This window comes from Paenibacillus kribbensis (genome assembly GCF_002240415.1).
Taxonomy (GTDB): domain Bacteria; phylum Bacillota; class Bacilli; order Paenibacillales; family Paenibacillaceae; genus Paenibacillus; species Paenibacillus kribbensis.
The window spans coordinates 4,089,314-4,107,908 of the sequence record NZ_CP020028.1; the positions used below are offsets into that span (position 1 = coordinate 4,089,314).

The window sequence follows — 18,595 nt, forward strand, 5'->3', positions numbered from 1 at the left end:
CTTTCACATTCTGTCTATCGCATTCACGCTTCACAGCTGCCAACATACACTGAAAAGACCACACACAGGTAAAAGGTCACATTTTTGTTAAAGTTCCATTATACAGGTTTACATTTCGTGTAAAATCACGTACCTTTTAGGGATGAACGCTTTACGGATGTACTTGGAAAAGGGAGGCATACACGATGAATTCCGGTTCTAACTTAGCCTATGGATCAGCTACACCTTTGATTGAGGCACTTATCGAATTTGAACAGGAGCTTGAAGCGAACCGGCATTCTCTGGGTTTTGATTTGGGACTGATTATGGAGCAGGGGCCGGCACCCCGATATATGGCTACACCGCCAGATGTCATTCCTTTTGCCCATGCAGGTGTAGACGGAATACATTATGGATTTTTAACCGATTTTGGACTTGAAAAGGATCTTTTACAGACTCCCATTGTGTGCGTATCCCCTGTTGATTGGACAGGTGTATGGGTGGTTGCCCGCCATTTGCAGGATTTTTTAAGCGTGGTTTACACAGAAAATAGTTCATTAAAACGGTACTTCGCCAATGGTGAGGACTATTCTGGATATGTGGGTCAGCGAGTGCCTCAAGCTACAGATGAACGAACGCAATTTGTACGCGAATGCTTTCGGGAACGCTTCGGGATCCAGCCCATTCGGGATATGGCTGTCTACATCGACCGTTTGCGATTGGAACGGAAGCAAAATGAAGCGGCTCCTACGTTGAACGGCTTGGGCATTCGGAGATTTTCTACTGCAAAGCATCACTCTTTTAATGCAGAAGGCGCCCTTTTGAGCGTGGCAGAGCCCTTCCATTGGGAAGAGCAAGGTGAAGCTGTGCGTGAGTTGTTTCGCAGCGGATCGTATGAAGCCAGGCTGGCTTTTATTCGGGATGCCCAGACACGGCATCTGTTCACCCATTCCGCCCTTCGTGCTTTTGTCGCAGGACAGCTTAAATCTATGGGCCTGTCTAAAGCCGCAGCATATTTGGAAGAGTCCTATTATACAGTTATTCCGGACACGGTGGAATCTTAATGGAATTCTTGAATTTCCCCAGCATCACCGCCTCTGAAAAGGCGGCTTTTTGTGCTACAATAAACGAAAATAATAGGGTCAAACGACCCGGTACGTATGAAAGAGAGCGAGCATGAATAATCATTCCTATCCTACTCCTGAGATCGTCGAGGTTTGTCTGTTGGCCGGCAAACTCATGATGCAAAATGGAGCTGAAACCTATCGCGTCGAAGACACAATGTCCCGCATTGCCTTGGCCTACGGTATACCCGAGTCCCATAGCTATGTAACACCGACCGGGATTTTTTTTGCCATTAACAACTCGGAGCCTGCCAAACTCATCCGCATCGTAGAGCGGACCACCGATTTGCACAAGGTGACCGAGGTGAATTCCATTTCACGTAAAATCAGCACAGGTAACTTGTCTCCGCGCGATGCCGTAAAGGAGCTTTCGAAGATTGAATGCGGTCCTCTCCGCTATTCCAATCGTGTACAGCTGGTAGCCGCGGCTCTGGCTAGCGGTTGTTTTATGATTATGTTTGGTGGAGTCTGGCGAGACTTCCCCGCAGCCGTGCTGTGCGGCTGTATTGGCTTCGCATCTGTGCAATATTTTCACAGGCTTGTTAGGGTTAAGTTTTTCTCAGAGTTTTCCGCATCTTTTTTGATCGGCTTGCTGGCGGCTCTGCTCACGATAGCAGGCTGGGGACAGATGATGGACAAAATCATTATTGGCTCTGTCATGCCACTGGTGCCAGGCTTGTTAATTACCAATGCCATCCGTGATTTAATGGCCGGACATCTCGTTTCGGGACTTTCCAAGGGTGCTGATGCATGCCTGACGTCTTTTGGCATCGGGGCTGGCGTTGCAGTTATCATTACGTATATGTGATTCGGAGGAGATCCAGGCTTATGCTTGCACAATTATTCACAAGCTTTATTGCCACCGCTGCTTTCGGCATTCTTTTCCACGCTCCCCGGCGCTCGCTGCTGCAATGCGGTTTTGTCGGTATGCTGGGCTGGCTCGTCTATTATTCAACCACGGGTAGTATGGGACCTGTGAGTGCAAACCTTTTGGCAACGGTCCTTATCGGCATTGTCAGTCAAGGCTTTGCGAGACTGTACAAAATGCCCGTGATTATTTTCAGCGTGGCAGGCATAATTCCACTCGTTCCAGGAGGCATGGCCTATAATGCCATGCGTCAGTTTGTACAGCATAATTATCCCCAGGCACTGGAGCTGGCCATAAGCACACTGATGATCGCAGGGGCCATTGCTGTCGGGTTGGTGTTATCCGAAGTAATCAATCAAATTTTTCGCAGCATACGTTTTAGACCTCACATTAAAAAGCAATGAAAATAGGCTGCTTCCAAAATCACGCACCTTTCAGTGTATGAGCCTTGGAGACAGCCTTCTACGTTAACTATCTTTGCACGTTCGTTTGTTGTTCCGGTTATCCCTCAACATCATCCACTCGTCTACCCAATATTGCCAAATCCCGCTCAACGTTATCCAGTATGGCAACACGTGGATAATAACCCCATTGTTCAAATCCAAACTTCCGTAGCAACGCAATACTCGGCTCATTGTGACCAAATACAAATCCCAACAGCGTTGCAACACCAAGTCTTGGGCATTCATGTAGCATATGCTGGACCAGACGACTTCCTGTTCCGGTTCCACGGGAAGTTTCGTGAACATAAATACTGATTTCTGCCGTACCGTTATAAGCTGGACGCCCGTAAAAGGATTGAAGACTGGCCCACCCGGCAATGCCCCCTTTTTGCCTCAAAACCCACAACGGCCGATGGTTTTCCTGATGAGCTTCAAACCACGGAATACGGCTTTCCACCGTCACCGGCTCCAGATCTGCTGTGACCATTCGACTCGCAATCGTAGAATTATAGATGTCCACAATATCGGGAAGGTCCTCCCTGCGTGCAAATTCAATGGAAAAAGATTGTTCCTGATTCATTGTTCACATCCGCCTCCCGTAGTGATGATTTATTCATTGTACAAGATAAGCGCCGGAACAGCCATATCGAGTTGTTTTTGCGGATTAGATACAAAGGGTTCTATAATAGAATTTAAGATGTACAACAACATAGTCAACCCATTTAACAACATGAGACAAGGAGGTATGCTTCAGAATTCAAAGGATTCTGGGGCAACTTAACATGAATATTGGAACTCAAATCTTGATTCTGGAAGTACCTATGGAATCCTTTTTTGGAAAAACAACCATTTATCCTGTGCTGCTCAAGGATCAGGACGGACTTACGCTGATTGACACAGGGATGCTCGGCCAATTGGAACCATTGCGCAAAGCCATTGCTGATGCGGGGGAAGATATCAACCGCCTGAAGAGAATTATTTTAACACACCAGGACATTGACCATATCGGGAATGTTCACGCATTGCTGGACTTGCTGCCGAATACGGCTCTGCTGGCTCATAAAGATGACGTTCCTTACATGACAGGGGAAAGGCCGTTTGTGAAGCTGACGCCGGAACGGATAAATCTGATGGATATTGCGCTCAAGCAGCAAGCCGAGGATATGATTCGACGCCTGCCAGATTTGCGCTTTGCCCATATTCTTGAGGACGGCGAGCATCTGCCTTATGGTGGAGGAGTACAGATTATTCATACACCAGGCCACACACCAGGGCATATCAGCTTGTATGTACCCGCACAAAAGCTGCTTTTGGCAGCGGATGAGCTGCGTGTAGTCGAAGGTGAACTGGTTGGCCCCGCTGAATCAGCTACGCCGGATATGCCACTGGCCTTGAAGAGTCTAGATAAATTGACTGTTTTGGATGCTGAGAAGGTACTCTGCTACCATGGTGGTTTTTATGATCGGAATGTACAGGCTCGCCTCCAAGCATTAAGTCAGGAACGGGGATAAGTGATTCAAAGCTACAAATCGTTATACATGAAGAGCTATAATGAATAAATAGAAAGGAATGAATCTGAATGAATGATAAAATAACCCGGCTGTATAATGAACTGAAGTCACAAGCATGGGACGGCCTACTCGTAACTGATCCCAAGCATATTTACTACCTGACAGGCTTTGCCAGCGAGCCGCATGAACGCTTTCTCGGTCTGATACTGCTTCGCGATCAAGAGCCTGAACTGATCGTCCCTGCCCTGGATGCAGAGGCCGCCCAAGCGGCTTCTTCCGTAACCCGCATATCCACCCACACCGATACGGACAATCCATATGATCTGCTGCGTCAACGTGCAGGCAGCGGAGTGAAAGCCTTCGCACTGGAAAAGGAACACGTCTCTGTTCTACGTTACGAACAACTACATACTGCCATTGGTGCCGCTCAATATGTGGATTTGGGTCCTGTGCTTCAAGAAATGCGTGTGCGAAAAACTCCTGAGGAAGTACAACGACTCAAACATGCCGCCCGGTTGGTGGAAGATGCTCTTCGGCACGGCCTAACCCATGTACGTGAAGGCGTGACGGAAGTCGAACTGGTGGCTGAGATCGAATACCAGATGAAAAAAATCGGAGCAGATGGTCCTTCCTTCGACACCACGGTGCTGTCTGGACCCAAAACAGCTCTCCCCCATGGTGTTCCAGGCACCCGCAAGCTACAGTACGGCGATCTGCTCATGTTTGATATGGGTGTGTACTCCGATGGATATGCTTCGGATATTACGCGTACTTTTGCTTTTGGAAAGCTGTCGGCTGAGCTGGAAACGATATATAATACGGTTCTCCGCTCGAACGAAGCCGGGATTGCCGCTACTCGCCCGGGAGTAACCTGCGCATCTGTAGACCAGGCCGCACGGGCTATTGTTGAAGCCGCCGGATACGGGCCTGCCTTTAACCATCGGGTTGGACACGGTCTTGGCATGAGTGTTCATGAATACCCATCTGTCCACGGTGGCAATAATGACCTGCTTCATGAGGGCTTCGTGTTCACGATAGAACCGGGCATCTACGTGCCAGGTCTCGGCGGTGTGCGGATTGAAGATGACGTTCTGGTTACCTCTGATGGTGTAGAAGTATTGACCTCTTTTCCAAAAGAGCTGACGGTACTGGGATAAGTTTGAATTCTTTTTTCATATTAAAGCTCATGCTTAAAATGCATGGGCTTTTTCCCCCTTGATCCTAGTACTCAATGAAAATACACTTTATTTTCCTTATTTTATCCCGAGAGCAGTTGTGATTTGTGTGTAACTTTGCTATAATTCAGATAGCTAGTTTTGCTTTTTTACGGATATAGTAAAGAACTCGCTTTGAATACTTTGAAATATCGTAGCCGGATATTTCAAGTGCATCTTGAATGTCTGTAACATTTAACACCTGTTTTTGCTTTTTACTTTTCTCTACAATTAAGTCAATTTCATCTCTGTATTTGGATTGAGTTTCAATTTGGATATTCTCTGCATCCTGTTTTTGCTTGTCTATTTTGTTCCTGATGCGTGTTAGTGTCCTGCTAATTGTCATCGGGTACACGTGGAGTATTTCGGATATCCGGGAGTTATTAGCTCCTTGCATAATTAAGCGCATTACCGTTTTTTCGTGTTCTGTAAATAGAGAACTACATAACAGTTGTTGAACATAAACCCTATTAATCACATACTCATCAATGTTACTTTGTGAGTTGTCTGTAGCTTCAAAGTTATCTATGGATTCAATATGTTCCATTGCATCACTGAATTGAGCAACTTCTCTGTAACGCTCTATAGGGACTTGAAGAAACTTCGCCATTTTTTGCTCACACGGCCTGTAGCCTAGCGTGTCTTCAATTTCTACCATCCTTCGGATCATATCAATAGCTCCCCGACTAAGTCTTACCTCTTGTGAGTTGCTATATAATAATTGATTAACCTCCCATAAAATAGGCCGTACTACATACGTAGTAAATTTAATTCCTCGATGAATATCAAAATCCTTGAGTGCCGTTAGTAATCCTATACATGCATGCTGGTATAAGTCGTCTTCAGTAACCTTAAATTTCATTTTTAGCTCTTCTATACTTCCCTTATATCGCATAATAATCGAAAACATAAACTTCCGATTCTCTTGCAAAAATTCTCCAAGAAGGTCTTTGTTCTCTTTACAAGCACAGATCAGCTTTATATTATGCATATCCTTCACAGCAGGTTTTCTTAATTGTACATACGTATCACTGAGCAATTCGTTCACCCCGTTTTCTAGCGATATCAGTATAATGAATTTCCTTCTACATTGATCACGTTCACATTTCACTGGCTGGTCTACCTTTTTAGAATTTATTCATCTGAATAGTTAATAAGATACGTATGGCCGGAATCATCCAAGTATAAAAAATTCTTTGAACGCGCCTGATTAGTTTGCATAGAATCCAATACATACTCACGCTGGGTAAGAAGCTGCTGCTCCATTTCCTGAGCCAGAGACATATATTCATTCATTTGTAGTTCAAGTAACTGATGACGGGCTGCAAGCTGTCTATTTTGGGAAATTAAGTGATGATTTTTCCTTTTAAGCTCCTTATTCTCTTTAACAACTCTCTGAATTTTGCTAATAATTTGCATAAATTCTACTGAATCAGAATCTTCCCCATCTGGCTGATACATGTTGTTGTTCATATGGTTCATATCATTTCCTCCACAGTTGATTTAGCTGCATTTTAAAATTTATATGGTGATACAATTAACGCTGTCTACTGTGTTTCTTCAACATCAGTGTAGTGGTAATTCGTAAAATCCTTGAGATGTATTTCCACCCGATTCAGGTTACAGTCAGGTTCATTTGCTAGCGTTTGTTCCAGCTTTTCAAACTTCAGCAGGGTATTCTTGCTCACCGGCGGCTTATATGCATCTTCGCCTGCGTCGTATCTTGCCCACCACCTTCTCAGAGATTCCAGCGTTATGGTCTGATTAATATAATCCCCACAGTGCTTACACCAAAGAACAAGGGATTGATCACATTCCATCTCTTCAGGAACAAAAGAAGATTCCGCCCCACAGAGGGGGCATTTATTCATATAGCCGATCACGTTCTATAACCTCCCTAGACCACTTTTTTTAGACCCGGTCAGATAGAGAATAGATCATAGCTTTGGTCCGTTAGACCATTCATATGAAGAACAACCTCCGGGTCTATCAAAAAATAGTAGGATGTTTCTATTCTTTTGCGTTCAGCACTCTCCGTGTAAAATTCAAAACGAAATTCTCGCCCTCCCTTTACAGGATGAGCTACTTGAAAATAGAGGCCTTCACTATAATCTTTACAATATACGTGGTTAACAATTAGCTTTTCATCAACCACTAAGGACCAGTAATCGGCAGGGGTAATCGTATCTGCCTTTATTGAAATAGCGAAAAATTCCAGATCATTGGATATCTTAAAGGTGTCTGTTACCATCCTTTTACTTTCTAAAGCCCTTAAACCATCTATATCAACTCTTCGGCTTGCTATGCAGGGCTTTGTTTTGGTAGGATAGAAAGGTGGATCTAATCTTCCACCAACGATATAGCGACTCAGCATGTAAATTACCCTCCTTTTTAACAATTTTCATTAAATTTTCAGAATCATTCACTTGCAATGCCTCAGTCAGATATGTATACTTAGAATGTATAGTAAGGGGCAGTGCGTAGTGCTTTTCTATTTCCTTTTGGATTGGATTTTTTTTCTGATAGTCGTATATCAGATTATTTATTTTTCAAGCTCAGTTTTATAGAGTTCTCTTAGTTTTTTCATAGCTCGACAAGCATGGGATTTATGAATATCGAGATAATGGGCGATTTCTGTAGGTTTCATGTCCATTCCCTCTTCAGTGAATAACATAAAATTTAAGATTCGTTGCTCCTGTTTTGTGAATCTGTCACGATTGCTTAAATAGTCTACTTTTACGTCTGTTAATTTAAATCCGTAATCATTCACTTGAACCGAGTAATAATTGGCCATTGAGTCTTCTTCATCTACGCCATCGCAAAAGTTAACGATTGTACTGTATTGTGTAATTTTACGTTTTTTTTTACGATAATAGTCAACTACAGAACGTTTAATGACTGTATGTGAAAAAGTAGATATATCCTTTTTTATGTTGCCTTTGTGGATTGCTGTCAGAATTTGAACGATAGAATCCTGTTTCACATCTTCTCGATCCTCCTCGTTAACACCACGAAGTATAAAGTTAAAAATATGATTTAAGGTATCTGGGTTAAATGAACTAACATTTGTCGTTATCATTGCGGCTCTCCTATTTTAGTTTATTTTAATTAAATAGGTTCAATTCACTCTGTTCCCTCCCCAAGAATGTGTATCACGTCTCCTTTCTGAATTTCAACATTCGGCAATTAGTTTCCACTTTTTTCTTTATTATACCTTACTCTTTTTTAATACGTAATACATTTGTATCAGTTCCAATTACCTAAAAAAATTTATAATTTTTAGGATTCTACTCTAATAGTCGTCATATCTATCAGAAGAGTTGCAATATATCTATTACTTTTTTTAAAAATGCGAACCTTTGTTCTCATTCTAATAGGTATATATAACCTTGTCAATTCCTAGAATTGGTTGATGTTATTTCAATTGGTTATATTGTTCTACTTTTTTGTGTATACAACCTTTTGAAATAAGTCTTTTGAATCAATCAAAAGAAACGTTTCATGTTTCACAAGACCTGTTTCAATATTTTAATAGAAACAGAGGGGATATATGGATATAACCCTCTATTTCCAGCTGCCAACCTAAAAATCTGCTACCTATCCACCTTCAAGTCTGGCTACCAATGCCTCTACCTTTGCATTCAAGGATCTATTTTCTGCGATCAAGCTTAAATTTTCAGCCTGAAGCACCGCTACCTCTTCTCTTAAGCGATGGATTTCCTCCCTATGGCTCGACAAGGCATCCATTAAGGAAACCCGGAAAGCCTGCTCATCTTTGGACAATAGCTCTCGATCTGTAACCTTATTATTACTACGACCGCTGGCGTAGCCTATGACTCCTGAAATGGCTGTACCGATGACTCCAATAACTGCGGTTATTATATTTATGTCCAGCTCATATCACCTACCTGTTGTCTATTTTCTTCCCGTCAGGATCAATATAAGTAAAAATCGGTAAAAATTAACCCCTACTACGGATAGCAGGGGTTAATTTTACATGATATAGCAGTATCCGTATTCGGTAGCCACTTCTATACTGGATGCTACATCGTCATAAACCTGAATCTGTATAGCTCCAGAAAGCAATGATTTTTGCCATACGGAAATATGACCTTTCATTATAGATCTTTTCCAAATATCCATGGAGCCGTGAAGATCATTTTGTCGATACTGTCTGATCACCACTGAACCAGCGACAACGGATTTCTCCCACACATTCATACCACTTTGTAAGCTTTTTTGTGCTGTCCTTCTCACAGTAAGATAGCCTGTGATATGACTATGCTCCCGAATCCCTAAATCTGCTGGAAGCTCTGTTTGCTCTGAATGTCGAATGGTAACGTGAGAAAATTGATCATACGCTGCATCACGTCTAATGCCCACTTCAGAATTCAGATCATGGTGTTCCACAATACGAACCGATAGCTCGCTATCCCAATCCTGCTGATCGGAAAGACGCACCGAGATTCGAAACCATCGATCAGATTCACGGCTTTTCCGTGCACTGATCCTGCCTTTAAGTTCAGATTTCTCCCAAGTTTTTACGTAAAGCTCACTTAAGATATTGTCCAAATGACTACGTCTGATTCGCAGGTGAGAAGGCTGATCCGTATAGCTGTCCACTTGAACCTTTATGTTAGAGCCTAAATTGCCGGATCTTACTCCTACTGCAATCTCCAGATCAGAAATGAGCTTCACTCGCACTGTAATCCGTGACTGCATATCCATTCTTTGATGGTACGGGATGGATATAGAGGCCCACAAATTTCCTGAAAGTACGGTGAGACTTGAAGGCACATCTTTTTTCGGCCAAATCGCTATACATGATCTCAAAGAAGTATAATGCGGTATAGTGACCGTTGAAGGCAGCCCGGAATGTGCTCTTGTTCTAATAGACAAATTAGACATGAGCTGGCTACTAAACACAATTTGAAGCCTGCCGTAAAAATCAGGATTGTGGACATTCATATCCGCAGGCATATTTTGTCTATGAAGTATATGCCCCTCCACCATCAGATCCGCCTCACGAGATCTACGGACTGAGATAGAGCTTTTCTTTACTGCTCCCTGAAAGACGGTTAAGCTCCCTAATATATTAGGGATACTCAGCTCCATACCAGAAGTGATATCCTGATGCGCTGTCCTTCTTACACGGATCGACCCAAGCGTTTCCTTACGGTTGACAAGAATCGTTGCCGGAAGTTCGGGAAACGGAGCTGCCCAGCGGGCAACGCTCAGCCTGGAAGCCATGTTCTCCCTGTAAAAGACATACATATTGGAAGGTATTATTTTCCTACTCACCCATAGAGCGCTGTCTATTGAATGCTCACGTGCAACAGCAACAACAAGCTGAGCCTCTAAAGAATGATTATCCTTACGTCTTACGGACACTTTACCGTTTACGTTAGGTACCGTCACTGTAATATCGGCCAGGATCTCCCTTTGGTTATGGACAAACAGGCTTCCCTTCCAAACCGTTGCTCCATAGGACTGTTTAATGCGTAACGAGCCTTTAAGCTGCGACTCTTTGCTTACACAAGTGGTAAGGGCACCCTCTACACTATTTCTGCCTAAACTATAGATACGAGTATCATAGTAGCTAATCACTAATATAGGACGATACGACTTTTGCTCCTTGGTAAAAAAACGAATACTTCCATGTTCAAATTCATCCAGAGCTTTAAAGATATATCCAAAATTCGCCCTTTTTCCTTCATACCATGCACGAATGGAATCCGTCACATCAAAAGAAATGTACCCTGAATCTCCACCTACATCCTGAACGATGTTTATACCGTTATAGGTTGAATCCGGGTTGCTAAAGCCAAACGGAAACGGTTGATTTTGCCATGTAACTCCGTATTCTGACCATTCCTTGGATGCTTCAATGAGCTGTATCCCCTTCAGGGGAACGTTGCGACCATCGAAATACACCTTGAGCGCGGCAGATTTAATCGTCGTATTTTTCTCGGGAATAGAAGCAGTATTCAAATCAAAGCCGACATAAGCCCGGTATCTTTCCTGAGCAGAAGCAGAATATCCGACATACATTTGTTCCTCAACCCCATAGTTTAATCTGGGCTGAGATTCACGAACAAAAGCATCTTTATTAGCATAAATGCTCGTCGTGTACGCCGGAGGCTCAATAACATCATATCTGCCTTTCATCCATGTATAAGGTGCAACTCCTATGGATGAGGCCATATTCGAAACTTCCCGAACCGTCATTGCAGATGGGAGATCATCATAACTTCGGGAAGTTATCCGGTATCTGCCGGTAGACTGGGTACAGGATGAAACAGATAAGAATGAAAGTAGATTCTCCGTTTTCTTAATTTGCAGACTAGAATCTAAATCTGTAACATGACTCTTATGAATATGGTAGTGCCCCATGATTCGGGTATGAGTGCCTATCTGAATGCTACTGTGTAGTTTGGATATATGGGGTACCGTTAGGAGGGAAGTTAAATCTCCATCCCCAAGTGGCTCTATCCCATATTTCACGACCAGGTGAGTATGCGTTTGTACAGACAATGATGAATGTACTTGATCAATAGACTTAATTTGCAGGTTGGAGCTGAGATTAACAGACTCAATTCTCCGTACCTGATATTTTCCGTTGCCTCTTGCTTGAAAATTGACTATCAAGCTGCCGACGATATCATTCGGCTGTTTGACCTTGATTACAGCTTTGAAGTTTTGCTCCTGAACAGCATGAATCTGATATTGAGCGGCTAATATCGTATTGACTTCTACCGATATCCAGGAAGGTAATCCCTGCTGCACAACAATCAGGCTGGATCGCAAATCATCCGGTATGTGCCGCTTCACATCGTACCTGACTATGGCAGTAGCTGTTGAATTAACACTCAGCATAGCAGTGAGATTATCGGACACCGTAACTGCCATCCTGCCTTGAACATCACTGTAATCCACAGGCAGGACATCATAACGAGCCTTTACTTTCGTTTTCCCCGATGCACTAACACCCAGCACAGCTGCAAGGTTATCCGCTGTCTTTACTTCAATAGCACTCTGTATATCATCCTGATCCACGGGATGGATCGCATAGTGCGATGTTACGGAAACATGAGTATTGATATGCATATTGCTGACTACATCAATAGGCCTTCTAACTACTATATGTGAAGACATGTCAGCCATGTCGGCAGGAATAATGGTCTGCTTCCCTTGAGCTCCCGAGCTAATTCCCACTTGCAGGGATGCTGTGAGATTCTGCCTTTCTGGTACGCTCGCGTGAATGCGCATGTCAGAATGACTTATCCCCAAAAGGTAACCAGCCATATAGTTTTCAACGATTTCATCCATAGTTAGCGCAACATTGTACAATCGTACAACGGGAATATAGCCACGAAAACCTTGGCTATCCTTTGTACTTTGCTTGCCTATAAAAAGTCCATTTGGCCCTTCGCTATGTTCAGCGAATTCAGCCTGCACGTTTCCCTGAGGAGCGCCATTTAGAAAAGTAGATAGATTGCCTGTAATTTCGTCATATGCGCCAACAATATGATACCATTGATTTCTGGGTAATCTCCCCAAGTTGGCATACGCTTTTCTCGTACTGGTTGCAATCTGAAACTCCAATTCCCCAGCAGGATTAAACTTGACCGAGATGCCCTGGGTATCGTTCCCCTCCGTATTGTCAAGTTGTCCCCCGGAGGACAAAATAACGTTGCCCCCAATATAATATATCCAAACTTCAAAGGTAACGCTGGTGATCGGCTTAGAGGTATCCGCGCCTGTACACTGGATATATTGACTCGTCCCGTTAAAAAACAGGGCATAGGGCTGGATGGGAGTGTTTTTTCCTACCCAGCCATCATTTTTCGTAAATTGGAAGCCGTTCAGTATGCCGTGATTTCCTTTACCACTCAAATCATGCCATTGCGAAGTGGGTTTTGAGTTGGAGCCAAACTCCAAACCTTGATCTGCAAGGGAAGCGTGAAGGGAAAGGATTAATCCTCTCTTGCTAAACATCAACATCACGCCCTATTCCATTGTATTGGAACATCATTACATGGGGCTTGCTTTCGCCCTTAGATCAAACGTTCCACCCGTCTTCACTGTAATATCCGACTTGATTCGGACATAGAACTTTTCCGCGCCGCCCCTGGCCAAGATGCCATTAAAGGCTAATTCCTGAGCAGGTAAAAACGGAGTATCCGACATGCTTAAATCAATTTCCATCCCTTTAGCTACCGTCGCACTGTCCACCCATGCTTTGAGTTGATTCACCGGGAAATCAGCATTGTTTTGCACCCATACCGGTTTGGGAGAAGAGGTTTGGCTGGCGACTAATGTACCGAACTCCAGGTAGCGCAGCCGCTCTCCTGCATTATCCGTATAGTATTTGCCAAATTCATTTCTAAATCCTAAAATAGGGGTATCAACAGGTAAAAGTTTACGTAGAACAGGATATCCATTATTATACTTCTGCTCTAACAGCCATAGGCTCGTAAAATCCCAACCACTAGAATTATTATATGTTCCAAGGAATTTCAGCTCAGCTGTTGTTATTCCTGCTGCTCCAAAACTCGTCGCTGCATTTGAGTTTAGTGTCCTATCCCAAAAATTTTGTGTCCAGGAAGCAGGAGATTCATAAGTCGATTTACTCGCCAAAAAACCTGAAAATCCTTCTGAATAGTATCCTTTACCATAAGCTATACTGCGTCGTACAATAGCTCCTTGTGAATATCTCCCAACATATCCGCCAAAGAGACCTACGCTGGTACCATTTAACTCTGTATTGGTGAAACAGTCTTCAACTAAACAAGTGGAGGAATCTTCAATATTCCCAAAAAAACCAGCTATATATCCACCCGTATTCTCACCTTTACCTGATGCATAGCATCTTCTGATAATAGGATTTCCACCAAGGGATGATACAAACCCGCCGCCATAATTTGTTGTTGAAATGTTCACATTGGAGGAGCAATCCTCAATAATTGCTCCTCCATGTACTTGACCTACTAAACCACCTACAAAAGTCCCTTTTATCATACTTGAAGCAAAGGTGTCTGTATGACAGTTAGAAAGTTTAGCATTACTAACATAACCGAAAGGAGACACATATTGTTTTCCAGTAAGGTTGGGATCTATAATATCCAGGTTTTCAATTAAACCACCACTGATAACTCCAAATAAACCCACATGAGTGTTAGCAGGTCTGTAAATAAACAAATTAGCGATACTGCGATTATTACCATTAATATAAGCCTTTACATACTGCTCTTTACCAACTAAATCAAAGCCAATGGGCATGAAGCCATTACCTGTCTGATGCTCTGTCATCTTAATATCATCTTCAAAACGAAAATAGTAGCCCTGTCGAAACCATCTCATCTGATTGAGATCAAATTCAGTGGTTATAATAAACGGGTTAGCTTCTTCTCCAAGTCCTTGGCTATATCTAATAAATTGTCTATGCTCTGGATAACCCTCATTATAATCTTCACTCATGTACCAATAGATATCAAATGACCAGTTCAAGAAGGAGCTCATATCTTTCATTTCTGACGTAGATAAACCCTTACCCAGTGCGCTATACGTACAGGTTGACTTCTCCATATCCCAAAATCCATTTGTGAAGCTGGAGCCGCTGTTAAAGCCTATTAATCCTCCAATACCAGTTCTTTCTTTAGCTACAGTAATATCCTCGACCAGTCCAGTTGAATACACGTTGGTTATTCCAATATACCCGTTATATCCATTAGTCAAATTCCCGGCAATACCCCCTGCATTGTTTCCTGTAGTCCTAATAACACACTTATAATTATAACAATAGTAAATTTCTGTGTTTGTATTTAAGTAACCTGCTTGTCTTAGATCACTGCTACCGTATCCAACAATGGCACCTACATTGCCCCCGCCGATAATCTCTCCTCCAACTACATTGCAGTTATAAATTTTGGCATTATACGCAGTTCCTATCAATGCCGCAACATTAGATTTAGAAGAAGAGATATTGGGATGTATCAGCCTTAAATTACGAATAAGCCCGCCCCAGCCACAGACACCAAATAATCCAGTTTCAGAGGTAGAAGAGTTAATATAAAGACTCTTTATATAAAAACCACCTCCATCATAAATTCCCGTAAAGCTCTTTATGGGCGTAAAGCCTTCTCCGCTCTGAAAGCTTCCCATCACAATGTCCCTATCCTGCAAATACCAGGCATTAGGCTTTTTACGGACATCGTTCAAGTCCTGCTCAGTAGATACAATATAAGGATCGGCCTGTGTTCCGCCACCACCCGAGAAATGGTCCACATAAATATAGGTCTGACCCTCTACCTTTTCGTAATAAGGTCTTACGCCATCCGTCTCTTCCTTCGTCTTCACGTAGGTCAGCTCGGCAATACCGTCTTCATCCACATCACTGACGACATATACATCCGAATAATCGTCATAGGGTAAAATAATCGTTCCACTCAGCTTGGAGGCTCCGTGCACATAAGCAAATTCACGCCCAAATGGAATCTGTTCACGGGTTTCTGCATCCAATACATGCTGCACCCGGTCTCTGCCCACGATGTCAATTCCCGTCGGATCGACGGTATCCAAAATAATCGTGGATGCTATTTTATTTTCATAAAAGGAATCAGCCAATTGCTTATATTCTTGATACAGCTGCTCTTCATCAGGTGTTAATGTATAATTATCGTCCAGATTTTTTGCCTGCAGCTCTTCAAATTCTTCTTGGATGTTCTCCCAGCCGTTTGGAGTAAGGACTTCTACAGGATATGGATATATACTGAATACTGACTTTTTATTGATTTTATCTACTTCAATCGTATAATTACGGATTACTGAACCAGCCAATTCAATTCACCTCCGATATCGGGTTTTAATGGAGCACCGAATTCCTGTGTAACCAAGCCGTTTACCTTGACCTGTAATTTGCCATTCAGTTCCGTATTGGACACTAGTCTCAATGCCATATGAACGGGTGCGTTGAATGGAATCTTACAGATCGCTTTGACATGAAATTCAACCTGGTCAAACACGAGTGCCGCCTTGTATCCAAAATTAAATTGGGTAATCGTACTGCTCATTACACCATTTTCTCCAGCCGCAGCAGGGCTGTAGTTGGGTAATCCGGATGCCTCCGCATCCTTATATGCAATAATATCTCTGTAGGATTGAAACACATTACCTGTCAAGTGATAGTCTTTGTCCGGCGTTGAATATACCAATTCCACCATCCTGCCAGCCAGTTTGAAAATACCGTCACTTTCAAAGAAGAAGGTCTGACCATGCCCAATCATACCAAAGCGGATCAATTTATCTCTTTGAATGGTGTAAAAGCTGTTTTCTGCCTGCGTGACAAAATCATACTCAGAAAGGTGAGTACCGTCCGTGTACTCACCTAGCCAAATAAAATCCTGTGACACAGGAGAATATCCGTTACATTGTGCAAACATAGATATTCTTCCTCCCATTGTATTGGATATCAGTTGTTAGACGTATTGGTAGGCCACGCGTGTCAGAAAGTTGACATTACCTGCCGTGGCCGTAGCCGGAACGCTTGCTTGTAGTGTCACTTGTGTGTAGTTGCCTTTGGAATTCCCTACAGAGCCATCGTTGATAACGCCCAGAATTTCCTTGTTTCCTGGCGAAAAGGTTCCCTTGGAATTGACCGTATTCCCGCCAGCCTGAATGACTTTCGTTGCTGTCCCGCCAATGGAAGTAAAGCTGGATTCCCCCATACTATCTACACGTACCTGAATCCATGTATTCAGGACCAACTCACCACTATCTCCTCCCGAGCTATCCTTGGTTGTAATAGTACAATTGGTCATGGTTGAAAAATCGTTATTTGCATTCCCACGGTTGTTCCAAATAAGTACACCCAAAGATGGGGAAGAAGATCCCGCGTCTATCGTCCCGATTTCCCATTTTGACAATGTTGTTACGTTGTCCGTTTTAAGCCATGATACTGCTGGTGCTGGCATGTTTTTTCCTCCTTCATTTTAGAAAAGATAAAATAAAACCCTTCGCCACATTCTTCATGGCATACTCAATATAAGTAACTTGCAATGAAAACTAACATTATGTGGACATAAAACCTACAAAATTCTTTAGAGATGGATATAAGTACACCCCTTAGATGCTGAGAATGAGCATGCACTCGTTCAACGCTTCCAAGGGGTGCTGCTATAACTGATATAAAGAGCTATTTTTCGAGAAAATAGGATTAAAATTGCTTATTGCTTATTCAGCCTTTTGGTACTGAATGAACAGAACATCCGGTACATTTTCGACAACCTTCAACGTATCCGGCGTAAAGTTAAAGCCTGTAATCAATCCGCCTTCATCCTTGATATAGGTAAAGTTAATACCTGGTGTTTGGAGCTGCCCGTTGATGGCCAGACGTACCGTTTTATCTTTGGCTTTTCCCTTTTTTAGCGTGTATTCCGTCTCGCCCCCAACGGCTTCAAATACCTCTTCTTCAGCCGCCGCTTCGATCGTGCCCACTTTCACACTCAATGCTTTGAATGCAGCATCCGCCGCCTTCTCCAAATCAAGAATACGACCTTCTGCATTGCCAAAAGCCCCTGCTTTGAAATAGCCGCTTGCAGAATCAGCATCCCGATCACTAATTCCAATCATCAAATCCTCAGAAGCCTTCAAGCGCTTCGCTACATTGCTCAGAGCAGCTTGTAAAGTCACTCCGCTATAGTTGGAATCTGTTGCAACCCCGATCAATTGTGCACCTGTAGCAGAAGCCAACCGATCCTGGATCGCCTGATCCGCATCTTTGCGATCTTGTACCTCCTGGCTAAGCTGGTCTTGAATTGAAACTCCCAGATTCGAATTACCGTCATTGTCGAGCGTGCCCGTCGAGCCATACACATCCTTCATCAACTGAATCAGGTTCATATAGGCTTTGGCATCAGTGGCCCCTTCCACGAAACCGCTGCCGCCTCGAATGATTGCATCCGAAGGAATGACAGACAAATTCGTGCGAATGACAAAACGATAATCAATCTTGTCCGCTTTTGCAGCAAATGTGTACGGCTGCTCTTTGCCTCCTTCTACACTATAAAATTTCAGAAGGTAGCTGCCTTTACTTTCTTCAAGACGACCGTATACCACGTCAGAGTCGCTGTCTCCGATCGGGCTGTCTGTACCTGCAGCGCGAAGCTGCACCTTCTCGGTCAGCACGACACCTTCCACTTTGTCTCCGGTCGAGACGGTTCTTGTGCCGATATCGCCCGATACATCCAGTTGTGTGCTGCCGGCAACCGCCTTTTCATTCACCTGTACAAATACATCAATCTTGGTGTCTTCCAAAATTTCACGGTGATTATGAAACTGGAGGTCAATGTACTTCTCTGCAATTTTATTCGCTTCATCAAAATGTTGATTCCGCAACAGTTTGTTGTTCAACTGCTCACCACGGAATCTGGCAATACCTCTCGTACCTGCCATAACT

16 protein-coding genes are annotated in these 18,595 nt (G+C 43.2%); 5 read left to right on the top strand and 11 right to left on the bottom strand.

Translation table 11 applies throughout. The features are described from left to right. Positions 1–185: 185 nt before the first annotated feature. The 3 genes from B4V02_RS18205 to B4V02_RS18215 all read left to right on the top strand — a co-directional run bounded on the left by B4V02_RS18205 (position 186) and on the right by B4V02_RS18215 (position 2,375). Positions 186–1,043 (top strand): hypothetical protein, encoded by an 858-nt coding sequence (locus B4V02_RS18205; RefSeq protein WP_007429445.1) that lies wholly within the window; start codon positions 186–188, stop codon positions 1,041–1,043. Between the two features lie 112 nt (positions 1,044–1,155). Beyond that, entirely contained in the window at positions 1,156–1,911 is a 756-nt protein-coding gene (locus B4V02_RS18210; protein ID WP_094155850.1) for a threonine/serine exporter family protein, read from the top strand. A 20-nt stretch (positions 1,912–1,931) separates the two neighbouring features. Beyond that, on the top strand, positions 1,932–2,375 hold the full coding sequence (locus tag B4V02_RS18215; protein WP_007429443.1) for a threonine/serine exporter family protein: 444 nt from the start codon (positions 1,932–1,934) through the stop codon (positions 2,373–2,375). 97 nt (positions 2,376–2,472) lie between these two features. Here B4V02_RS18215 and B4V02_RS18220 read toward each other — a convergent pair whose 3' ends face one another. After that, positions 2,473–2,994, bottom strand: coding sequence for a GNAT family N-acetyltransferase (locus B4V02_RS18220; RefSeq protein ID WP_094155851.1), 522 nt, complete (start codon positions 2,992–2,994; stop codon positions 2,473–2,475). Between the two features lie 202 nt (positions 2,995–3,196). Between B4V02_RS18220 and B4V02_RS18225 the strand changes: the two genes are divergently transcribed. Further along, the gene (locus B4V02_RS18225) at positions 3,197–3,925 is read left to right on the top strand and encodes an MBL fold metallo-hydrolase (protein WP_094155852.1); all 729 of its coding nucleotides are present in this window, start codon (positions 3,197–3,199) and stop codon (positions 3,923–3,925) included. A gap of 68 nt (positions 3,926–3,993) precedes the next feature. Then, a complete protein-coding gene (locus B4V02_RS18230) occupies positions 3,994–5,082 on the top strand; it encodes a M24 family metallopeptidase (protein WP_094155853.1) in 1,089 nt (362 codons plus the stop codon). A gap of 145 nt (positions 5,083–5,227) precedes the next feature. On the opposite strand, the gene B4V02_RS18235 is transcribed toward B4V02_RS18230, so the two are convergent. The 10 genes from B4V02_RS18235 to B4V02_RS18285 form a co-directional block, all read right to left on the bottom strand. Then, positions 5,228–6,187: a sigma-70 family RNA polymerase sigma factor gene (locus tag B4V02_RS18235; RefSeq protein ID WP_244188555.1), complete on the bottom strand. Its 960-nt coding sequence runs from the start codon at positions 6,185–6,187 to the stop codon at positions 5,228–5,230. 86 nt (positions 6,188–6,273) lie between these two features. Continuing rightward, on the bottom strand, positions 6,274–6,621 hold the full coding sequence (locus tag B4V02_RS18240) for a hypothetical protein (protein ID WP_007429438.1): 348 nt from the start codon (positions 6,619–6,621) through the stop codon (positions 6,274–6,276). A 65-nt stretch (positions 6,622–6,686) separates the two neighbouring features. Then, positions 6,687–7,022 (bottom strand): hypothetical protein, encoded by a 336-nt coding sequence (locus B4V02_RS18245; RefSeq protein ID WP_094155855.1) that lies wholly within the window; start codon positions 7,020–7,022, stop codon positions 6,687–6,689. Between the two features lie 38 nt (positions 7,023–7,060). After that, positions 7,061–7,513, bottom strand: a complete 453-nt coding sequence (locus B4V02_RS18250; protein ID WP_094155856.1) for a hypothetical protein — start codon at positions 7,511–7,513, stop codon at positions 7,061–7,063. Positions 7,514–7,681: 168 nt separating this feature from the next. Further along, positions 7,682–8,218 (bottom strand): sigma-70 family RNA polymerase sigma factor, encoded by a 537-nt coding sequence (locus B4V02_RS18255; protein ID WP_043890851.1) that lies wholly within the window; start codon positions 8,216–8,218, stop codon positions 7,682–7,684. Positions 8,219–9,132: 914 nt separating this feature from the next. Then, positions 9,133–13,137 (bottom strand): DNRLRE domain-containing protein, encoded by a 4,005-nt coding sequence (locus tag B4V02_RS18265; RefSeq protein WP_094157032.1) that lies wholly within the window; start codon positions 13,135–13,137, stop codon positions 9,133–9,135. Between the two features lie 36 nt (positions 13,138–13,173). Continuing rightward, positions 13,174–15,978: a filamentous hemagglutinin gene (locus B4V02_RS18270; protein WP_094155857.1), complete on the bottom strand. Its 2,805-nt coding sequence runs from the start codon at positions 15,976–15,978 to the stop codon at positions 13,174–13,176. Beyond that, complete coding sequence (locus tag B4V02_RS18275; RefSeq protein ID WP_094155858.1) at positions 15,963–16,580, bottom strand: hypothetical protein; 618 nt, start codon at positions 16,578–16,580, stop codon at positions 15,963–15,965. Before B4V02_RS18275 ends, B4V02_RS18270 begins: the two co-directional genes overlap by 16 nt. 36 nt (positions 16,581–16,616) lie before the next feature. Beyond that, positions 16,617–17,111, bottom strand: coding sequence for a hypothetical protein (locus tag B4V02_RS18280; RefSeq protein WP_010349351.1), 495 nt, complete (start codon positions 17,109–17,111; stop codon positions 16,617–16,619). A gap of 259 nt (positions 17,112–17,370) precedes the next feature. Beyond that, a complete protein-coding gene (locus B4V02_RS18285) occupies positions 17,371–18,591 on the bottom strand; it encodes a hypothetical protein (protein WP_094155859.1) in 1,221 nt (406 codons plus the stop codon). Positions 18,592–18,595 lie beyond the last annotated feature (4 nt).